Genomic DNA, 17,919 nt, shown 5'->3' with positions numbered 1-17,919 from the left:
CGGCAGTAACAAACACACCTCTTATGAACATGGCGGTTATGAACCCGGCCATTTCATGAGAGGTGTGTCTGTTTGCGTTATTTTCCCTGTCCGTTCGTAAGCATGCGCAGCAGCAGCTCCGCTCTAGGAGGCGCATAGCTCGGATCCTCCTGGGACTTCAGCGTCATTAATCCCGACAGCACGGATAAATAACAGGCCGCCAGTTCTCTCAGATCGCCAGCCGCGATCTCTCCTGCCTGCTGTCCGGCTTCGAACAGCGGCATGAGCTGATCCACGAAGGCATGGATGGAATAGCTCTCGATAATCCGTTTGGCCTCTTCCGGCACGCCATCCGAGGTGCGTGCTTGCTGAATCAGCATGAAGTGCGAATTATCGTCCTCTTGAAGAATCATGGAGGTCAGCAATGTAATTCTCTCAAGAGGGGTACCGGGCACGTCATAGATGTCGGAGAGCGCGTGCCGTGCCTCATCCATTGACCATTGTACGAGCGTAATGAACAACTCGTCTTTGGATTTGAAGTAATGATAAAGCAGGCCGTGACTGACCCCGGCTTCGCCGGCGATCATGCTCATTTTGGTTCCGAAAATACCTCTTTTTGAGAATACTTTGATGGCTGCTCGCATGATTTGTTCTTTTCGTTCGTCGCGTATTTGATGCAGTTGTTCTTCATTTAACGGGGCCATTTCTTGTCAATCCCTCACCATGGTATTCTCTTGCTGATATCCACAATAACGCATTTGGATTATTCGGGCAATCCCATGGTTAAAGGCAGGAATTCCGTATTGAAAGCGGGGATGATCTGCTCCAATAGCTCCTCCAGCGGCACGCCGGCCTCTTCCAGCGCTTGATGGAGCCAAGCGTTGCCCTGTCCGGAACGATCCGCATTCACGATGGCGGTGATGCTTTTAGCATTAAACAGATCATTAGGCGAAGCGAACAGGCCGGTGACCATCATGTACTGCTCAAATACGGCCATGTCGTGGTGGCTGTAAGCCAGTTCCTGGCATATGTCGAACAGCCTCTGGGCAAAAGAAAACCCTTGGGCGGACAGTCGGCCTTCGTATTTCACGCCTGCCCATCTTAGATCGGCCGCTGCACTAAGCCACCATGCAGGTTCTATGGCGGATTGAATCTCCTGAAGTGCCGAACGCTCGAATCCCTGTTCAAGCAGGACTCCTTCCTGCTTAGACTGCAAGCAGCGGTCCAGCGTGTCTGCTTGGATAGCCGCCACCGTCATGCCTTGGCCGAATATCGGATCGAAGCTGCAGAAGGCATCGCCAAGCACTAGAAGACCGGAGGGCCAGTCCTCCATCTCCTCGAAATGCTGTCTCACGCACTCTTCGATCCGGTAGCCTCGCGGACTCGAAACAGGCTCCAGCTGCTCAAGCAAGTTTCCGATGGCGGGTCCGAATAGATCCTCGGCTTCCTGATTGTACAGATCGCTTTCGGTTGTCGGATAAGATGCCCCTCCCGCTCGATACAGCACGATCTCCGCAAGCTGATTCTCGATCGGATTGAAGACGGCCGTGCCGATGCCGAGAGCGGGGTCTCCTTCGTTCACGATGGTGCTCCACGCCGCATGGATTTCCTCAGGCACCTTATAATGCCGCGTGCTGTAGCCGAGAGAGATGTGCAGCCGTTCAGCCTCCGGTATCGCATAACCGAGGTCCTGCAGCCAATCAGCCAGCTTGGACCCGCGACCGCTTGCATCCACGACGATATCCGCATTCATATGAAGGAGCGCCGGCTCCTTGACGTTCCTGTCCCGGAACACAACGCCGGTAACGGCCTTCTTGCCGGCGTCAAACAACAATTGTTGCGCCGTCAGTTTCGGTAAGAGAGTAACGTTTGGCAGTGTAGCCACTCTGCTGCGAAGGGTCCACTCCAGCAGGGATCGGCTGCATCCCGCATTAGGCTCATCGGGCAGTTCCAGCGTGCCGAAACGGTTGGTCATTTTAACGGACTTTTGCGCTCGGGGGTGAGCACCCTGCTGAAGCAGTTCCTCGGTTATGCCGGGGAACCATCGTTCAACGATCATTTTACCGCGTTCAAGAAAACGGTGGGGATGATAAGCCTGCGGCGTACCGGCTCGATTCTCCGGACCTGCGGGAAATTCATCCCGATCGGCGATGACCACCTCCTCATAATGCCTCGATAACACGTTGGCGGCGAATAGTCCGGCTATGCCTCCACCAAGAATCAGCGCTTTTCCTTTGGAATCCATTTGATTACCTCCAATGTAGATTGATTTAATCAGTCAATCTTAAACAAAAAAACAATCTGGTTTTCTGATTTGGACGAAGGTGACGGACTGACTGGGAGTGAGCTCCCTAAGCATAAACGAGAAGTTGTAATTCTTTCCGTCTCCCTAAATTATGATTGATTCAGTCAGTCAATAATAAGATAAAGGGATTTCCTGGATATGTCAATCCCGTTTTGTGTCAAAGAAGCGTGAATTGCCTATAACTCCCCTTGTGTTCCCCTCGGAATTTTGGGACAATAAGGAGTGGACTATGAATAGAAAGAGGACCAATCAATGAACAAACCATCCATTTATGGATTAACATTAGATCAGTTGACGGCTTGGCTAGGCGAGCGTGGACATAAGAAATTTCGGGCAACGCAGGTGTGGGAATGGCTGTATCGGAAGCGGGTAACGTCTTTTTCCGATATGACGGATGTGCATCCGGAATGTCTGCAGCTGCTCGAGGAACATTATACGATCCTGACCTTGGAGGAGCATACCAAGCAGGAGTCCCTGGACGGCACGGTTAAGTTTCTGTTCAAGCTGGTGGACGGCAACCTGATCGAGACCGTATTGATGCGGCATAAATTCGGATTGTCGGTGTGCGTGACCACACAGGTCGGGTGCAATATCGGCTGCAGCTTCTGTGCCAGCGGGTTGCTGAAGAAGAGCCGGGATTTGTCCGCAGCGGAAATCGTGGAGCAGGTCATGCAGGTTCAGCTTCACTTGGATCGGAGAGGCAGCAGCGAACGGGTCAGCCATCTCGTCGTAATGGGGATCGGGGAGCCTTTTGACAATTATGAGAACATGTCGGATTTCATCCGCGTGATCAAGGATCATAAAGGGCTTGCGATTGGCCCGCGTCATATTACGGTATCGACCAGCGGGCTGGCTAACAAAATCGTCGAGTTCGCGGACAGCGATCTGGGCGTGAACCTCGCCATTTCCCTGCATGCGCCGAACGACGAGATCCGGACCCGCATCATGAAGATCAACAAAGCGATTCCGATCGAGAAGCTGATGGCAGCGATTGATTACTATTTGGAAAAAACGAATCGCCGCATCACGCTGGAGTACATTCTGCTGAAGGATGTGAACGATCAGCGGGAGCATGCGCTCGAGCTGGCCGAGCTCGTGGGCGAGCGCCGCAATCTGGCGAACGTGAACCTCATTCCGTACAACCCGGTGGATGAGCACAGCCAGTACCAGCGCAGCACCAAGGAATCGATCACCGCATTTTACGATACCTTAAAGAAACAGGGCATCAGCTGCAGCGTGCGGCTGGAGCATGGCACGGATATCGACGCAGCCTGCGGACAGCTGCGCAGCAAGCAGATCAAGAAGGCTCAGTAACAAGCAGACAACGGGGATCTCTTGGAGGCATTACCAACGCACCATGGGTTGCCGAGAAGTAAGGGCGTATCCATTCGTATGGGTATGCTCTTCTTAAATTGGGCAGGTAGGTGGCCTATACGAATCCATCGCGAGAGGAATGAGCAGAAATGCCGGAGATTCATCCAATCATCAAAAAGCTGCAGTACAAGGACCTCGGCCAGCCGGTTCTGATGCTTAACGCACCGCAGGCCTATCAAGAGGTCATCAGTTCCCTGCAGGGAGATGTTCATACGGAGCCTGTGCAAGCACCTTACGACTTCGTGCAGGCCTTTGGGACAAGCAATGAAGAATTACGGCGGCTGGCCGAGATTGCAGCCGGCTCCGTGGCGGATAACGGCCTGCTCTGGCTGTGTTACCCCAAGAAAACGTCCAAGACGTATAAGAACTCCGATTGCAGCCGGGAGAGCGTTACGGGCATCCTTGCCGACGAAGGCTATGAGCCCGTTCGGCAGATCGCCATCGACGAGGATTGGTCCGCCTTGCGTTACCGCAAAGCGGAGCTGATCAAGACGATGACCCGATCGTTCGCCGCAACCGCGAAGGGGAAGGAACGGACCGGTCAAGAGGACGGCAAGTGATCGGCTTCAGGGATATTTTTATAACCCGAATCAGCAAAATGACCCCTGCGAGGGTCATTTTGTCTTCTGAAGTGCCCCCCTTAGAATAGACATTGGAAAACCCCCTTGGTTATTCCGATAAATTCTAAGGGGTGCATTTTTTATGGCAAAGAAAGGTCAAAAGTATAAATCATATTCAGATGAAGTGAAAAAAGAGGCGATTCGCCTTCATGTTGAGGAAAAGTGGACATATAGGCGAATTACCGAGCACTTTGAGATTCAAGATAAAGATCGTGTAAAAAAGTGGATGCGAAAGTATCGGGAATTAGGTGAGTTTGGATTATTGGATCAGCGAGGAAGACGAGAAGAATATTTGGATCAAGATCGCTATGTCCAAAAGCTAAAAAGGGAGAATGAAATGCTAAAAAAGTGCTTGGAAATCTGGATGAAGGAGGTAAGAAAGAAAGCTTCGCCATGATCGAACAAGCAGCAAAATCAGGGCAAGTAGCTGAACTGTGCCAGTTCATTGGTGTTTCTAGAAGTGGCTATTACGCCTATTTAAAGCGTAAAGAGAACGACCGGGATGCCGAAGACAAACGGCTGATCCGCAGAGTATACAAACGCTACGAAGGAAAGTATGGTTACCGACAAATCCAACTGTTCCTGTGGCAGGATCACGGTGTGTGGATGAATCACAAAAAGGTGCTACGTCTCATGCAAGAACTTGGGCTCCAAGCTAGCATTCGCAAGAAGCGCCAATTCAACATGGTATACAAGGCCGCGGAGCGTGTGGCGGAGAATCTGCTTAAGCGTAACTTTACGGCGGAGAGACCAAACCAAAAATGGGTAACGGATATAACCCAATACCGGGTGGGTGAGCGTTGGCTGTATCTCTCGGCGGTAAAAGACTTATTCAACAACGAGATTGTGGCCTACCAGCTCAGCGAGCGTAACGACAATGAATTGGTTCTGCAGACGTTCGCCAAAGCGTTTGCTAAGCAAAAAGACGTGACCGGATTGGTCGTTCACAGCGACCAAGGGTTCCAGTACACGTCTCATGCCTATCACGACATGCTGCCAAAGGTTAGCGCCCAAATCAGCATGTCTCGCCGGGGCAATTGCCTAGACAACGCCTCCATGGAGAGCTTCTTCTCGCATCTCAAAACGGAAGGGCTCTATCCTTATGATATCCGAAATCTAGCGGAGGCACAAAGCCGAATTGAGAAATACATACGATTTTATAATCGAAGACGACCACAGCGCAAATTAAATAAACTGACGCCGGTAGAGTACCGACGCCAGTTTACAGCCTAGGTGTTTTTTCAATGTCCACTAAATGGGGTCTTGACCATTCCTAATACGTGCTCTTCTTGGGTGGTCTTCTTTTTTACCGTAAGTGAGTTCGGTGCGGCTCGTTAAAGGTATGCGCTGATAGAATCGTAAATTGGGGAACGGCCCTGATTTTCCGGCAAAGGCAGCCTTTGAGCAATTAGAAAGAGTGTAGGGATAGGCGCTCTCTTGTGTATAATAAGCAGAGTGATAGAAAGGGTGGGAATATGTTAACGATCAAAGAATACAGCGTCGAACAGGTGAAGGACCCGTTTGGAATCCTGACCGGCAAACGCTTTGAGTTTGTATGCGATTTGGACGTGCCGGAGGATGACGAGCTCTATTCGGAGCATGGCGTCTACCTGCGAGTGATCTACCTGGATGATGAGGATGCTTCGCGTATCGTCAAATACGATTTCTATGAGCGCACAACGGATCAGTATTTGGATTTTGATATGGAGCCCGAGGAAGAGGAAGAACTCACGGCTTTTTGCAGGGAGCATTTGCAGGAAGAAGCCTAAGAGGCATGATGATGCGGTTAGAAAAGCGTCATTGAGGGCTTCATTGCTCATCCCGTGTGAACTTGCGTGTTATGCGTCGCCTTAAAAAGGCAGCAAACTGCTCAAGAAGTTCTTGCAAAGATTTCGTGGTTTTGGTAAAGTTATACACAACTTAGGATGAACGGAGGGTTACGTATGTTGGATTATTCCCGATTGAGATCTTTTCGCGGCTAATGAAATAGCGCTAAAGAGACCTGCACAGTTGCAGGGTAATCGGGATGGGTCCGTCATTTTTACGCAACCCATTTTTATGATATGTCTATAGGAGTGCATGTTTTTTCATGTGCGGGATAAGAGGTGTCTTCACCTTCCCGTATTTGAACGTGTATTCGAGTAGGCATTTCCAGGAACGGTGGACGGTAAGGTCCCGTTTCGGTTACCCAGCACAGGCAGCTCGTTGCCTGTGCTTTTTTGTTGTGATAACGGCCTATTACGATATCAATGAAATATGGAAGGGATGAATTCCTTATGACAATAGCAAAGCCTAATGACGATTATACGCAAGTGATCCAAGAGATGCTGGAGATAGCCGGTAAGCACGGGGTGAATTTGAGTCCCGAAGGCATTGAGATGAATGAATCCGGGATGGACTTTCTCGTTGGATTTGCGGAGGAGGCCAAGACCGGGGCAAGGTGGATCCTGCGTAAGCCGAGAAGAACGGATGTGCTGGACAGGGCGGATAATGAGGCGCGGGTCCTGAAGCTGATCCAATCCCATCTGCCGGTCGACGTGCCGGATTGGCGCATATATACGCCGGAGCTCATCGCCTACCCGCTGCTCGGCGGGCAGCCTGCCGCTTCCGTCAGCATGGAAGGATATGCATTTAATATGGATGCCGAGAATCCGGGTGAGCCGTTCGTTCACTCCCTGGCTGAGGCACTGGTCGCCCTGCACGGAATCGACCACGATGCAGCCCGAGCCGCAGGCCTGCGGGTAAAAAGCCCCCAAGAAGTTCGCGAGGATACTGCCCGAAACATGGACGACATCAAGGACCGCCTAGGCGTTTCCGAAACGCTCTGGGAGAGGTGGCAGAAGTGGCTGGGAGACGACTCCTACTGGCCAACGCATTCCGCGCTGATCCACGGAGATCTTCATCCGCCGCATATCCTGATTGATGAGCGCGTGCGGGTTACCGGGCTGCTGGATTGGACGGAGTCGGAGGTAGCCAGTCCCGCCAAAGATTTCGTGCTGTATTACGCCATATTCGGCGAGCCTAATCTTCGTGTCCTGTTGGATCGGTATGAACAAGCGGGAGGAAAGGTATGGCCGCGCATGTTCGACCATATTGTCGAGCAGCATGCGGCTTATCCCGTGCTGATCGCCCAGTTCGCGCTCCTTACGGGTCAGGAAGAATATATGACGATGGCGCGGAATGCGCTGGGCTTGACGGAGCAAGCTGGTTCGAATTAACAGGACGGGGATGGGCGAGGTGCCCGATCCGATCCACCCTGATTCCGCAGAAATTAAGGAGCCAACCGACGCATACATTCGGTTGGCTCTTTGCATGATATAAATAACAGAATTCAACATAATTTTGGATGAGCCGTAGGACATATAATGAAATCGTGGTGAAATAAGGAGTAGGTTTAACGTATTTTACTCCATTTCGTAACGCAATTTACATACCTGTAAACCTCTTGGAAGAGTAAATATGTTATCCTAGACATACTAAACTTACATACATCATTCATTAAGGAGGGATTGACCGTGAATATTGAGGTACGTTTATGCCCGAAGGAACAGTCATTTATTCTGCATAACATATATCCGCTGTACTTGCATGACATTGCTGAGATATGGGGGGTCCGTCCTAACCGGTTCGGTGTATTTGAAAAAGAGGATGTGCCGACCTTAAGCGAGCAGAGCAAACAGCTCGATGTGTGGTGGGAGCAGCCGTCGGTTCTTTTTCCTTATCTGATATCCGTAGATGGCATTGCAGCAGGGTTGGCCCTGGTGGCGACCACGCCCTACATTTCATCGCCGAATATCCAGTACTACTTGAATGATTTTTTTGTGCTTCGGACTTTTCGAAGACAAGGTGTAGCCCAACGAGCGGCTGAGCTTGTGTTCGATCAGTTCCAAGGCGCATGGGAGCTTCAGACGAATCCGACCGAGCGCAATATGAGCACCCAGATTTTTTGGCGCAAAACGTTAAACACGTACACGGGCGGACGGTATACGGAGCATGATGGCGTCCATCCGGAGAAGGGGGATATGCTGGTCTTCCGTTTTAATAACAAATAAGACGGGGACTTAAGCATCCTAGTTGGAATAGGGCTTGACAGCCGGATGATGCCGGGATAAACTGAGTTAAATTTTTCGAAAAATGCTTGGATGAGGACGCCAAGATCGCAAAGGATGCTGAATCAGAGAACTGCTGGGCGGTGCGAAGCAGTCAGCGGCGATGAATTGGCCATCACCTCGGAGCAGATCCGCCGATTTATGTTGAGGCGTATCCGGGTTTACCCAGCCGTTACCATGGGGCATCATTGATGGATGATGACAAGAGTGCGTGCCCGGCTAGCCGGCACGAATCAGGGTGGTAACGCGGAGACAAGGCTCCGTCCCTACAGGGGACGGGGCTTTTTTGTGTTCTCTGGGATGCCGGAGACGCCAAAAGGCGGCGGGGCCGTGCCGATCGGTCCACCACTTGGGTCGGCAGGGAAAGATCATGGGAAGAGAGAGGGATGAATCATGTTAACGAAGCTGATGCCACAGGACGAGGCGCTGTGCCGGGAAGAATTTATTCGGGATGAGGTATCGTACAACCTGATCCATCTCATTGCGGGGTCGCCGCAGCGCATAGGCCTGAAATCGTTGGACGGACGCATGATCTATGCGCAGTCGCCCCGCGGGAACGCCTGGTTATGGATATCCCGGGACGTTGCCATGGTTCGGCGGCAGCTTCTGCTTCGAGAATTGGTCAGCGAGCTGGGGGAAGCAGCCCTGCCGGGCGTAACGGGAGAACCGGGCGTGGCCGAGCAGTTCGCCAGCTGCTACGCAGAGGAGCGCCATGGGGCCTATCGTCATCAGATGACGATGGAGTCTTACCATGCCCCCGCCGTCAAGAGCCCTTTAGGCGTCGAGGGGAGGTTCAGACGGGCCGCTAAGGAAGATACGCAGCAGGTGGCCCGGTTTCTGGTCGGATTCTCGGAGGATGCTTATGGGGTCCGAGCGAATGCGGCAAGCCAGGTCGAGACCGCCCAACGACTCATTCAGCAGGGCGGGTTATATGTATGGATGGCCGGCGGCCACACGGTGTCGATGGCCAACATTGCGCACCGGTCGCCAAGGCACGGCCGCATCAATGCGGTGTACACACCCAAGGAGGAACGAAAAAAAGGGTATGCCAGCGCATTGGTTGCAGACCTTGGATCTATCCTGCTGCAGGAAGGATTGGTTCCCATGCTGTACGCCGACCAGGCCAACCCGGACTCCAACCGGCTGTATCAACATATCGGGTTTACCCGATGCGGGACGATTAGCGACCTCAAGTTTGTCCACAATGGATAACGAAGACCCGATGCGGCAAGGCTTGGACAAAGCTGGGGAAGACGAGGGGCCTCAACAAGTGTTATTCTATAAAGGTAGCTAAAAAATGCCGGGCCCGATTGGACAGGACATGATCCCTGAGCCAAACAATGCCCACGTCCGATTGGAAATCAGCGCTTGTAATGGACAGCGTCCGGATGTCGGGAATCGCGAAGGAGGACATGACCGACTCGGGCAAAATGGTGGCGCCAATGCCTTCGGCTACCAAAGCGACGATAATGGCAACGCTGGAGCATTCGCATATGACGCGCGGCTCAAGCTCGCCGCGTTTGAATTCTTGAATGACCCGCTCATGCATCCCGATCGTCTGATCGGTTTTTAAGGACAGGAACGGATATTCCGCCAGCTCGCGCATCGAGATTTCCGAATGGGAGGCAATGCTCTCCCAGCTGCTTGGAATGACCGCGACGAACGGGTCGGAGGGCAGGGGCTGAACGGCATAACGCTCGGGCCCGAAGCTGGATTCGAACGGAAGCCGGGTCACTGCGAGCTCGATATTACGCTTGTCGAGCTGATCGGCCAGCAGGGAGTGGTCGCCTTCCCGAATCTTGAAGGTGACCTCGGGATATTGCTGCCGGAAGATATGGATGCGCTGAGGCAGGAGCGAAATGCAGGAGACGACGGCACCGATGGAGAGCATGCCGCGGACTCCCGCGTGGATCTCTTTCACCTCGGTCAGCGTTTCATTGAACTGGTTCAGCAGGGAGGCGGCCCTGCTCTGCAGCAGCTCGCCTGCATGGGTGAGCTGAAGCTGCTTGCCGCTGCGTTCAAACAGCAGGACGCCGAGTTCTTCCTCCATCAGCTTCAGCTGACGGCTTAATGGAGGCTGCTCCATGTTAAGCTGTTTAGCCGCACGCGTGATCTGTCCTTCCTGGGCGATCGTCAGGAAATAACGCAGCTGCCGAATGTCCATTTTTCATACCTCCTCTCCATACCTTAAAGGTATGGTATCCCTATAAATCAGATATTTTTAATATAGGGCATCGATTGATATGATTCAACTAATAACGTTTGCAAAATAAGGAGATGTGTGCACATGACTTACGCGATATCCGTGGAATTAACAACCACCCCGAAGGAGAAGCCGAGCCATCATAAACAGGCTTTCGGCACGGTATTTACGGATCATATGTTTATTCTGGACTACGATGCCGGCAAAGGCTGGCACGACCCGCGCGTCGTCCCGTACCAGCCGATCGAGCTTGATCCTGCCGCCAAAGTATTTCACTACGGCCAGACCGTATTCGAAGGCCTGAAGGCTTACCTGACGGAAGATCAGCGGATCCTCATGTTCCGCCCGAACAAAAATATTCAGCGGCTGAACCTGTCCAACCAGCGCCTGAGCATTCCGACATTGGACGAAGGGCTTGTGATGGAAGCGCTCAAGCAGCTCGTGCTCGTGGATCGCGACTGGATTCCTTCCGAGCCGGGCACATCGCTCTATATCCGTCCGTTTGTCATCGCAACCGAGCCCGTGCTCGGCGTAGCGCCGTCGCTGCAATACAAGTTCATGATCATCCTGTCGGTGGTCGGTTCGTATTATGCGGAAGGCATCAATCCGGTCAGCATCTACGTGGAGCCGAAATACGTGCGTGCCGTTGCCGGGGGCGTGGGCAATGCCAAGACGGCCGGCAACTATGCGGCAGGTTTGAAAGCGCAGGATGAAGCCACCCTCAAGGGATATTCGCAGGTGCTGTGGCTCGATGGCGTGCACCGCAAATATATCGAGGAAGTCGGCAGCATGAACGTGTTCTTCAAGATCGGCGATAAGGTGATAACGCCTGCGCTGAACGGAAGCATCCTGGATGGGGTTACCCGGAACTCCGTCATCCAGCTGCTGCAGCATTGGAACATCCCCGTGGAGGAGCGGGCCCTTTCCATCGATGAAATCGTGGAGGCTCACCGCAGCGGCTTGTTGACCGAGGCTTTCGGCACCGGCACGGCAGCGGTGATATCGCCGATCGGTTCACTGGAATGGCAGGAGGAGCAATTGGTGATTGGCGAGGGAGCGACCGGCGAGCTTTCCAAACGCGTTTATGATGCCATCACGGGCATCCAGCTCGGAACCGTTGAGGATCCGTTCGGCTGGACGGTTGAACTTCCATTATCTTAATGCACCTGTAAGGATCCGCCCCAGGCATACTTGGGGGCGGGTCCTTTTTTTTTCACGGGCAAGAATAAGGTTTCCGTGGTTTACCTTCTATCTCGCCGCAGCTTGCGGTTTAATCATCTGAGCGTAAACGTCGCTCCATGTTTTTCTTAAGAGAGGCGCTCATGTTACGATGTGAGTACATCGTTGACACGTTATTTACGAGGCATGGAGGTGCAATTGAAGTGAATCGTCCGCAAAGCGTCGTTCCGGACGCCATAGATTTTACGAACGCTGCCTTTCCGTTTACCGCGTCGACCACGCACGGCATATTCGCCGGAGCCCAGCGCCTGCATTGGCATCATGCGTTGGAGCTTAACTATATTCAAGGCGGAACCGGTTTTATTCTGATCAACGGGATGAAGCTCCCGTTTCGGCAGGGGGATATCATATTCATCAACAGCAATGATTTGCACCGCGCGTATGAGACCGAGAACCTGGTCATGGACGTCATTATGTTCGAGCCTTCCCTGCTGTCCATCGATCTCAAGTTCGATCCGGACCTGATGGCTCCCTTCCGCTCGCTCGGAAACGTAGACAGGCAATCTCCGGTGCACGATGAACTGGCCCGGCTGCTTCGGCGCATGATGGAGGAGTATGAAGCCCGGGGGACCTCTTATATGAGCCTGATCCGTTCGGATCTCATTCGTTTCCTGAGCTTGGCGAACCGTCATCTGTCGTCTCCGGCTCAGGAGCACAGGCCGATCAAGGGCAGGGGGATGCACGCGTTAAAAGAAGTCCTGCGCACGATGGAGCTTCATCTGGACTACGGCTGGACGCTGCAGGAGCTGTCGGATTTAACGCATCTGAGCCCTTCCCGGTTCAGCGCCCTGTTCCAGCAGGCGGTCGGAACCTCACCGCATCATTATCTGATCCAGCTGCGCTTGACCCATGCGGTGCACCTGCTGGAGACGACGGACCAGAAGATTATCGAGATCGCGGAAACCTGCGGGTTCCGGAATCTGTCCAATTTCAATCGTCTGTTCAAGCAGCATGTCGGGTCTTCGCCAAGCGAGATCCGGGAGCGCGCTTATGCAGGCAGTCCCATGATCCCCTCCGCCACGAGTTCCAAGAAACAGTAAGATAGTATCACTCCTTGATCGTATAACAGTAGATGGCAACCTGTGGAAGCGGTATCTTAAACATATACCACCACATGACGCCGCCGTTAGGCGGGTAGGAGTGAAGTCCATGAGTTTGTATCTGGGTGTGGATGCCGGCGGCAGCAAAACACACGCCGTCATCTGCGATGAACAAGGGAACATCCTTGGCAAGGGAGCGTCCGGCAACGGCAATCACCAAATTCACCGTGAGCATGCGGCCCATAACATTGAGGAGGCCTGCAACCGGGCGCTTCAAGAGGCTGGAGCTGCCAAGGAAGATATCAGTTATGCCTATTTCGGCCTGGCCGGAGCCGATCGGGAAGCCGATTACGAGATCCTGCGCCCGATGATCGGGGCGCTCGGATATCCGAGACATGCTATCGCATGCGATACCATCATCGGGATGAGGGCGGGAACGAGCCGTCCGTATGGCGCCGCATTGATCTGCGGTACGGGCTTCAACAGCGCCGCCCGTAACCGTGCGGGGGAAGAGCTGCAGTATGGCGGCTTCGGTTTCTTGTACGGAGATGGATATGCAGGCGGATCAGGGTTTGCAACCCTGGCCTTCCGGGCGGTTATTCGAGCCTGGGATGAGCGGGGACCGGCAACCTTGTTGACGTCGCTCGTTCTGGAGCAGATGGGATATACGTCCGTCGAACCGATGTACGAGGATGTCCTCTACGGCAGGACGAAGGTTCCGCCAAGTCTGGTGAAGACGCTGTTTCAGGCGGCTGAAGCGGGCGACGAGGTGGCTACCTGGATTCTCGAGAACGAAGGCGAGGAGCTGGCCAATGCGGTATGCACGCTGATCCGGCGGCTGGACATGGCGGACGAAGCCTTCGACATCGTCTATATCGGCAGCGTGCTGAACAGGCCGAACAGCTCGATCCTGACGGATGCAATCGAACGGATCGTTGCGGTCCGGGCACCCCATGCATCCTGCGTAAGGCTAACATCCGATCCGGTTTCCGGCGCGCTGCTGTGCGCGATGGATGCCGACGGTCATGCCGTTGATGTTGAGACGGAGGCCAAACTGAAAGCATTTACGTTTGAGCAGGCAACCACAGTCTGATCAGCAGATTGTGGTAATAGAGCGCAATAGATCCGGATCGAAACGGATTGATATCATACCTTGGAGGCGATTAACGTGGCAGCAGGATTGAAGATAGCGGTCATCGGGGGAGGTTCCTCCTATACCCCGGAAATTGTAGAAGGTTTCATTCGCAATTATGAGCAAATGCCGATTCGCGAACTATGGTTTGTTGATATTGAAGAAGGTAAGCATAAGCTGGAGATCGTGGGCAATTTGGCCAAACGCATGGTCAAGGAGTCGGGTCTGCCGATCGAGGTTCACCTGACGCTGGATCGGAGGCAGGCGATTGCGGGTGCCGATTTCGTGACGACCCAGATGCGCGTCGGCTTGCTGGCGGCACGCAAGCAGGATGAGCATATTCCGATTAAACACGGCGTCATCGGCCAGGAGACGACGGGTCCGGGAGGCATGCTGAAGGCGCTGCGAACGGTACCGGTGATTCTGGACATTTGCCGCGATATCGAAGAGTTGGCACCGAATGCGTGGATGCTGAACTTCACGAATCCGGCAGGCATCGTCACCGAGGCGGTTGCGAAGCACAGCAAGGTCAAATCCGTCGGTCTGTGCAACTCCCCTATTAACTTTCAGAAGTTCCTGGCGGCGGAGTACGGCGTGTCGGAGAGGGACGTTCTGGCCGAGTTTGTCGGGATCAATCATCTTCACTGGGTGACGTCGGCGATCGTCAACGGCGAAGAGAAAATGCCGGAGCTGCTGGACGGCGGGAAATCGTATACGGCGAAGAACGTGCCGACATTCGGCTGGGACGCGGATTTTATCCGTTCGCTTGGCGCGATTCCGACCTATTATCTTAAATATTTCTACATGACCGATACGATGTTCGCGGACATGAAGGCCTCGCTGGAGAAGGACGGAACCCGGGCAGACGTGGTCAGCCGGGTAGAGGAGGAGCTGTTCGAGCTCTACAAGGACGAGAATTTGGCCGTGAAGCCGAAACAGCTGGAGCAGCGCGGCGGCGCATATTATTCCGAAGCGGCCGTCAACCTGATGACGTCCATTTATAATGACCGCCATGATATCCAGACATTGAATGTCGCAAACGGCAATATCTACGACTTCCTGCCTGCGGATGCCAGCATCGAGATCAACTGCGTGGTTACGGGCCAAGGGCCAATACCGTTGGCGCCGCAAAAGGTTCCTTCCCATGTGAAGGGACTGATGCATGCGGTGAAAGTGTACGAACAATTGACGATCGAAGCTGCCATTACCGGCGATCGCGGGATTGCGCTGCAGGCGCTGGTGCATCATCCGCTGGTGCCGTCCGTGACCGTAGCGAAGCAGCTGCTCGATGAAATGCTGGAGGCGAACAAAAAGTACTTGCCGGCTTTTTTTAAGCCGGAGGCCGTGGTCTAAGGCGGAATGAAATCAAACGTGCGGTTATAGAGCTATGCAAAACCCCTCTTCGTATTGAAGAGGGGTTTTATTGAAATCATCAGAAAGTATAACTTCGAAGCTTGTGGCTTCCTGATATATTATAGGAGTCCTGAAATCATGAATGACATTACTTTTCGGTTTGGACCTTCATTCTTGTCACATCTCGATGCCCTCGCCCGTCATACCCGTATAAAACGAAAAAGGGATGATGACGGATGCTACAATATGACGTTGCCGTTGTAGGTGGAGGCGTAGCGGGTTTAACAGCAGCAATCTATGCGGCGAGAGCCGGAAAGCAAACGATACTCGTTGAAAAGCAGGAACGTTTGGGGGGGCGGGCCATGACCCATAAGAAGAAGGGAGCCTACTTCAATCTGGGCGGGCATGCCTTATATCATGGAGATGCCCTTTTAACCTTTCGCGAATTAGGGCTCCAATTGCCGGGGGGTCGACCTTCGGTTGACGGGTACGGGATTTGGAAAGGGAAACTAAGTCCGTTACCCATGGGCGTGAAATCTCTATTCACCACCCCTCTATTATCCTGGAGGGGCAAGATGGAGCTCGGTGCTTGGCTTGCGAAATTAGGTAAACTGGATACGCAGGTGTACGACAAGATGAGTGTGCGCGAATGGATTGAAGGCAACGTGCAGGATCCCATGGTACGAAATTTATTCTATTCGCTATTGCGTACGGCGAGTTATGTGGTAGCCCCTGACCTGCAGGCGGCCGGTCCCGTACTGCAGCAGCTTAAGCACGCGCTGAAGGGGGTATTGTATCTGGATCGGGGCTGGGGGGCCATGGTCGATGAATTAAAACAAAAGGCTCTGGAGCAGGGAGTTCAAATCGTAACGAAGAATAAAGTCATTTCGGTTGATCATCACGAGGGAAAGGTACGGCACGTCCTTTGCGGCGATGGCATGAAAATAGAAGCCAATCATATTATTCTTGCCACGCCTCCAACTGTCGCCCACGAACTGGTGCCCCATGCAGAAGAAACCGCTCTGCATACGTGGAAGGAGCAGGCGGTCGAAGTGACAGCGGCTTGCTTGGATGTAGCCCTGCGTCGTCTTCCGGAGCCGAAGCAGCAGTTTGTGTACGGCCTCGATCAAACCGTATTTCTCTCGAATCAATCCCGAGCGGCTTACCTGAGCGAAGACGGCGCGCAAGTCATAACCTTGCTTAAGTATCAGGGCAAGGAGAAGGATGCAAGAAGGGATCTGCAGGAGTTAGAAGAAACCTTAGACTTGGTGCAGCCGGGTTGGCGCAACGAGCTCGTTGAGGAACAATACCTTCCTAACATCACGGTTTGCCATGATTTTATGCATCTGAAACGCCAGGAGAACCCGGGTCCAGCCGTCCCTGAAATCATCGGGTTGTATGTAGCGGGAGAATGGGCAGCGCATGGCGAACTCTTGGTTGATGCTGCAACTGCAAGCGCCAAGCGGGCCGTACAGCATATACTCTCGCTTGAAAGTGAGGAAAGGACCCCGAATGAGCACAGAGTCATTGTATAAAAGCTATCGATCCGCTCTTTTCTCGTTAGCTTACCGGATGCTGGGAAGTGTGATGGATGCGGAAGATATCGTGCAGGAGGCCTTCATCAGCTATAACCAATTGCCCCATCCGGAGGACATTCGCAATGAGAGAGCGTTTCTGTACAAAATCGTAACGAATCGCTGCTTGGATTTGCTGCGCTCTTCTGCCAAAAAGCGCGAACTGTACGTCGGTCCCTGGCTGCCGGAACCCCTGATCGAGAATATGGCGTCAGAGACGGACCCTTCTCTTATCGTAGAGCAGCAAGAGTCCATTTCTACAGCATACCTGCTGCTGCTTCAGCAGCTTAACGCGGTGGAAAGAGCCGTTTTTCTTCTCCGCGAGATTTTCCATTATTCCTATGACGAAATTGCTGAAATCCTGGGAAAAAGCAGTGCAAATTGCCGTCAAATCTTCCGCCGTGCTAAGGGCAGCATTCATTTTGATCCTGATCAGAGACCATCGATCTCGGTGGCGGAGGCGCAGATCAAGGATTTTGTGGATTCCCTCTTACAGGGAAACACGAATAAGCTGCTGGAGCTGTTAAGCGAAAATGTCGTGCTCTACTCGGACGGCGGCGGTAAAGTCAGAGCGGCGCAAATACCTGTGGTTGGAGTCCATAAAGTGATCCAATTGCATCTGAACCTGCTTAAAATGTATGAAGGACAATATGTGTACTCTTATCTTACCGTCAATGGTCTGCCGGGAATACGGATCCGGTTGGATCACGGTGTCCAATTTATTTATTCTTTTGCTTTTAAAAACAATCGAATCGAGACGATGTATACCGTGGCAAATCCGGATAAACTCAGACATATACAGTTGCCGTGATACAAAAAGCAGGGCTGATTTAAGATCATAGGATCTTAGTCGGCCCTGCTGCTGTATAAGGCTGAGGAATTCTCAGGAGATACGCCTCGCGGAGTCACTCCAGCATTTCATCTGCTTACGCATCATGGTCCAGCCAGTCAAGCTTATGACTGACAGGCTGCTGCTCTGCAGCATAGTACT

General features: G+C 52.9%; 18 protein-coding genes. 15 read left to right on the top strand and 3 right to left on the bottom strand.

Features of this window, described 5'->3' with window-relative positions; genetic code table 11:
* Positions 1-77: 77 nt before the first annotated feature.
* Positions 78-683 (bottom strand): TetR/AcrR family transcriptional regulator, encoded by a 606-nt coding sequence (locus P0X86_RS31560; protein ID WP_277747310.1) that lies wholly within the window; start codon positions 681-683, stop codon positions 78-80.
* A gap of 59 nt (positions 684-742) precedes the next feature.
* Positions 743-2,224, bottom strand: coding sequence for an NAD(P)/FAD-dependent oxidoreductase (locus tag P0X86_RS31555; RefSeq protein WP_277747309.1), 1,482 nt, complete (start codon positions 2,222-2,224; stop codon positions 743-745).
* 312 nt (positions 2,225-2,536) lie between these two features.
* Here P0X86_RS31555 and rlmN point away from each other — a divergent pair, with 312 nt between their 5' ends.
* The 9 genes from rlmN (at position 2,537) to P0X86_RS31510 (ending at position 9,599) form a co-directional block, all read left to right on the top strand.
* The gene (rlmN, locus tag P0X86_RS31550) at positions 2,537-3,598 is read left to right on the top strand and encodes a dual-specificity RNA methyltransferase RlmN (RefSeq protein ID WP_015737928.1); all 1,062 of its coding nucleotides are present in this window, start codon (positions 2,537-2,539) and stop codon (positions 3,596-3,598) included.
* A 149-nt stretch (positions 3,599-3,747) separates the two neighbouring features.
* Positions 3,748-4,218 (top strand): hypothetical protein, encoded by a 471-nt coding sequence (locus tag P0X86_RS31545; RefSeq protein WP_015737927.1) that lies wholly within the window; start codon positions 3,748-3,750, stop codon positions 4,216-4,218.
* Between the two features lie 142 nt (positions 4,219-4,360).
* A complete protein-coding gene (locus P0X86_RS31540; protein WP_277746115.1) occupies positions 4,361-4,675 on the top strand; it encodes a helix-turn-helix domain-containing protein in 315 nt (104 codons plus the stop codon).
* The gene (locus tag P0X86_RS31535) at positions 4,672-5,511 is read left to right on the top strand and encodes an IS3 family transposase (RefSeq protein ID WP_277746116.1); all 840 of its coding nucleotides are present in this window, start codon (positions 4,672-4,674) and stop codon (positions 5,509-5,511) included. Before P0X86_RS31540 ends, P0X86_RS31535 begins: the two co-directional genes overlap by 4 nt.
* A gap of 242 nt (positions 5,512-5,753) precedes the next feature.
* Entirely contained in the window at positions 5,754-6,047 is a 294-nt protein-coding gene (locus tag P0X86_RS31530) for a DUF6509 family protein (RefSeq protein WP_192570286.1), read from the top strand.
* Between the two features lie 507 nt (positions 6,048-6,554).
* Positions 6,555-7,496, top strand: a complete 942-nt coding sequence (gene mphI / locus P0X86_RS31525; protein ID WP_277747308.1) for a macrolide 2'-phosphotransferase MphI — start codon at positions 6,555-6,557, stop codon at positions 7,494-7,496.
* 297 nt (positions 7,497-7,793) lie between these two features.
* Positions 7,794-8,330, top strand: a complete 537-nt coding sequence (locus P0X86_RS31520; RefSeq protein ID WP_277747307.1) for a GNAT family N-acetyltransferase — start codon at positions 7,794-7,796, stop codon at positions 8,328-8,330.
* 252 nt (positions 8,331-8,582) lie between these two features.
* Complete coding sequence (locus P0X86_RS31515; protein ID WP_277747306.1) at positions 8,583-8,777, top strand: hypothetical protein; 195 nt, start codon at positions 8,583-8,585, stop codon at positions 8,775-8,777.
* A 3-nt stretch (positions 8,778-8,780) separates the two neighbouring features.
* On the top strand, positions 8,781-9,599 hold the full coding sequence (locus P0X86_RS31510; RefSeq protein ID WP_277747305.1) for a GNAT family N-acetyltransferase: 819 nt from the start codon (positions 8,781-8,783) through the stop codon (positions 9,597-9,599).
* 61 nt (positions 9,600-9,660) lie between these two features.
* On the opposite strand, the gene P0X86_RS31505 is transcribed toward P0X86_RS31510, so the two are convergent.
* Positions 9,661-10,551, bottom strand: coding sequence for a LysR family transcriptional regulator (locus tag P0X86_RS31505; RefSeq protein WP_015737923.1), 891 nt, complete (start codon positions 10,549-10,551; stop codon positions 9,661-9,663).
* A 123-nt stretch (positions 10,552-10,674) separates the two neighbouring features.
* Between P0X86_RS31505 and P0X86_RS31500 the strand changes: the two genes are divergently transcribed.
* The 6 genes from P0X86_RS31500 (at position 10,675) to P0X86_RS31475 (ending at position 17,739) form a co-directional block, all read left to right on the top strand.
* Positions 10,675-11,751, top strand: a complete 1,077-nt coding sequence (locus P0X86_RS31500) for a branched-chain amino acid aminotransferase (protein ID WP_015737922.1) — start codon at positions 10,675-10,677, stop codon at positions 11,749-11,751.
* A 221-nt stretch (positions 11,752-11,972) separates the two neighbouring features.
* Complete coding sequence (locus P0X86_RS31495) at positions 11,973-12,869, top strand: AraC family transcriptional regulator (protein WP_096775722.1); 897 nt, start codon at positions 11,973-11,975, stop codon at positions 12,867-12,869.
* A 109-nt stretch (positions 12,870-12,978) separates the two neighbouring features.
* The gene (locus P0X86_RS31490) at positions 12,979-13,962 is read left to right on the top strand and encodes an N-acetylglucosamine kinase (protein ID WP_213580749.1); all 984 of its coding nucleotides are present in this window, start codon (positions 12,979-12,981) and stop codon (positions 13,960-13,962) included.
* 75 nt (positions 13,963-14,037) lie between these two features.
* Positions 14,038-15,354 carry a 6-phospho-beta-glucosidase gene (locus P0X86_RS31485; RefSeq protein ID WP_145039463.1) on the top strand — a complete coding sequence of 439 codons (1,317 nt, stop codon included), beginning with the start codon at positions 14,038-14,040 and terminating at the stop codon, positions 15,352-15,354.
* A 236-nt stretch (positions 15,355-15,590) separates the two neighbouring features.
* On the top strand, positions 15,591-16,889 hold the full coding sequence (locus P0X86_RS31480) for a phytoene desaturase family protein (protein ID WP_277747304.1): 1,299 nt from the start codon (positions 15,591-15,593) through the stop codon (positions 16,887-16,889).
* Positions 16,867-17,739, top strand: a complete 873-nt coding sequence (locus P0X86_RS31475) for an RNA polymerase sigma-70 factor (protein WP_213580748.1) — start codon at positions 16,867-16,869, stop codon at positions 17,737-17,739. The genes P0X86_RS31480 and P0X86_RS31475 overlap by 23 nt, the downstream gene beginning before the upstream one ends.
* Positions 17,740-17,919 lie beyond the last annotated feature (180 nt).

This window comes from Paenibacillus sp. BR1-192 (genome assembly GCF_029542445.1).
Lineage (GTDB): Bacteria > Bacillota > Bacilli > Paenibacillales > Paenibacillaceae > Paenibacillus_AQ > Paenibacillus_AQ lautus_A.
This window is presented reverse-complemented; position numbering and strand designations above follow the sequence as displayed.

Bases quoted from the DNA above. Each gene is read 5' to 3' on its own strand.
- rlmN (WP_015737928.1), top strand. From the start codon at position 2,537: ATGAACAAACCATCCATTTATGGATTAACATTAGATCAGTTGACGGCT.
- P0X86_RS31540 (WP_277746115.1), top strand. From the start codon at position 4,361: ATGGCAAAGAAAGGTCAAAAGTATAAATCATATTCAGATGAAGTGAAA.
- P0X86_RS31530 (WP_192570286.1), top strand. From the start codon at position 5,754: ATGTTAACGATCAAAGAATACAGCGTCGAACAGGTGAAGGACCCGTTT.
- P0X86_RS31490 (WP_213580749.1), top strand. From the start codon at position 12,979: ATGAGTTTGTATCTGGGTGTGGATGCCGGCGGCAGCAAAACACACGCC.
- P0X86_RS31505 (WP_015737923.1), bottom strand. From the start codon at position 10,551: ATGGACATTCGGCAGCTGCGTTATTTCCTGACGATCGCCCAGGAAGGA.
- mphI (WP_277747308.1), top strand. From the start codon at position 6,555: ATGACAATAGCAAAGCCTAATGACGATTATACGCAAGTGATCCAAGAG.
- P0X86_RS31535 (WP_277746116.1), top strand. From the start codon at position 4,672: ATGATCGAACAAGCAGCAAAATCAGGGCAAGTAGCTGAACTGTGCCAG.
- P0X86_RS31500 (WP_015737922.1), top strand. From the start codon at position 10,675: ATGACTTACGCGATATCCGTGGAATTAACAACCACCCCGAAGGAGAAG.
- P0X86_RS31480 (WP_277747304.1), top strand. From the start codon at position 15,591: ATGCTACAATATGACGTTGCCGTTGTAGGTGGAGGCGTAGCGGGTTTA.
- P0X86_RS31560 (WP_277747310.1), bottom strand. From the start codon at position 683: ATGGCCCCGTTAAATGAAGAACAACTGCATCAAATACGCGACGAACGA.
- P0X86_RS31555 (WP_277747309.1), bottom strand. From the start codon at position 2,224: ATGGATTCCAAAGGAAAAGCGCTGATTCTTGGTGGAGGCATAGCCGGA.
- P0X86_RS31475 (WP_213580748.1), top strand. From the start codon at position 16,867: ATGAGCACAGAGTCATTGTATAAAAGCTATCGATCCGCTCTTTTCTCG.
- P0X86_RS31545 (WP_015737927.1), top strand. From the start codon at position 3,748: ATGCCGGAGATTCATCCAATCATCAAAAAGCTGCAGTACAAGGACCTC.
- P0X86_RS31515 (WP_277747306.1), top strand. From the start codon at position 8,583: ATGATGACAAGAGTGCGTGCCCGGCTAGCCGGCACGAATCAGGGTGGT.
- P0X86_RS31510 (WP_277747305.1), top strand. From the start codon at position 8,781: ATGTTAACGAAGCTGATGCCACAGGACGAGGCGCTGTGCCGGGAAGAA.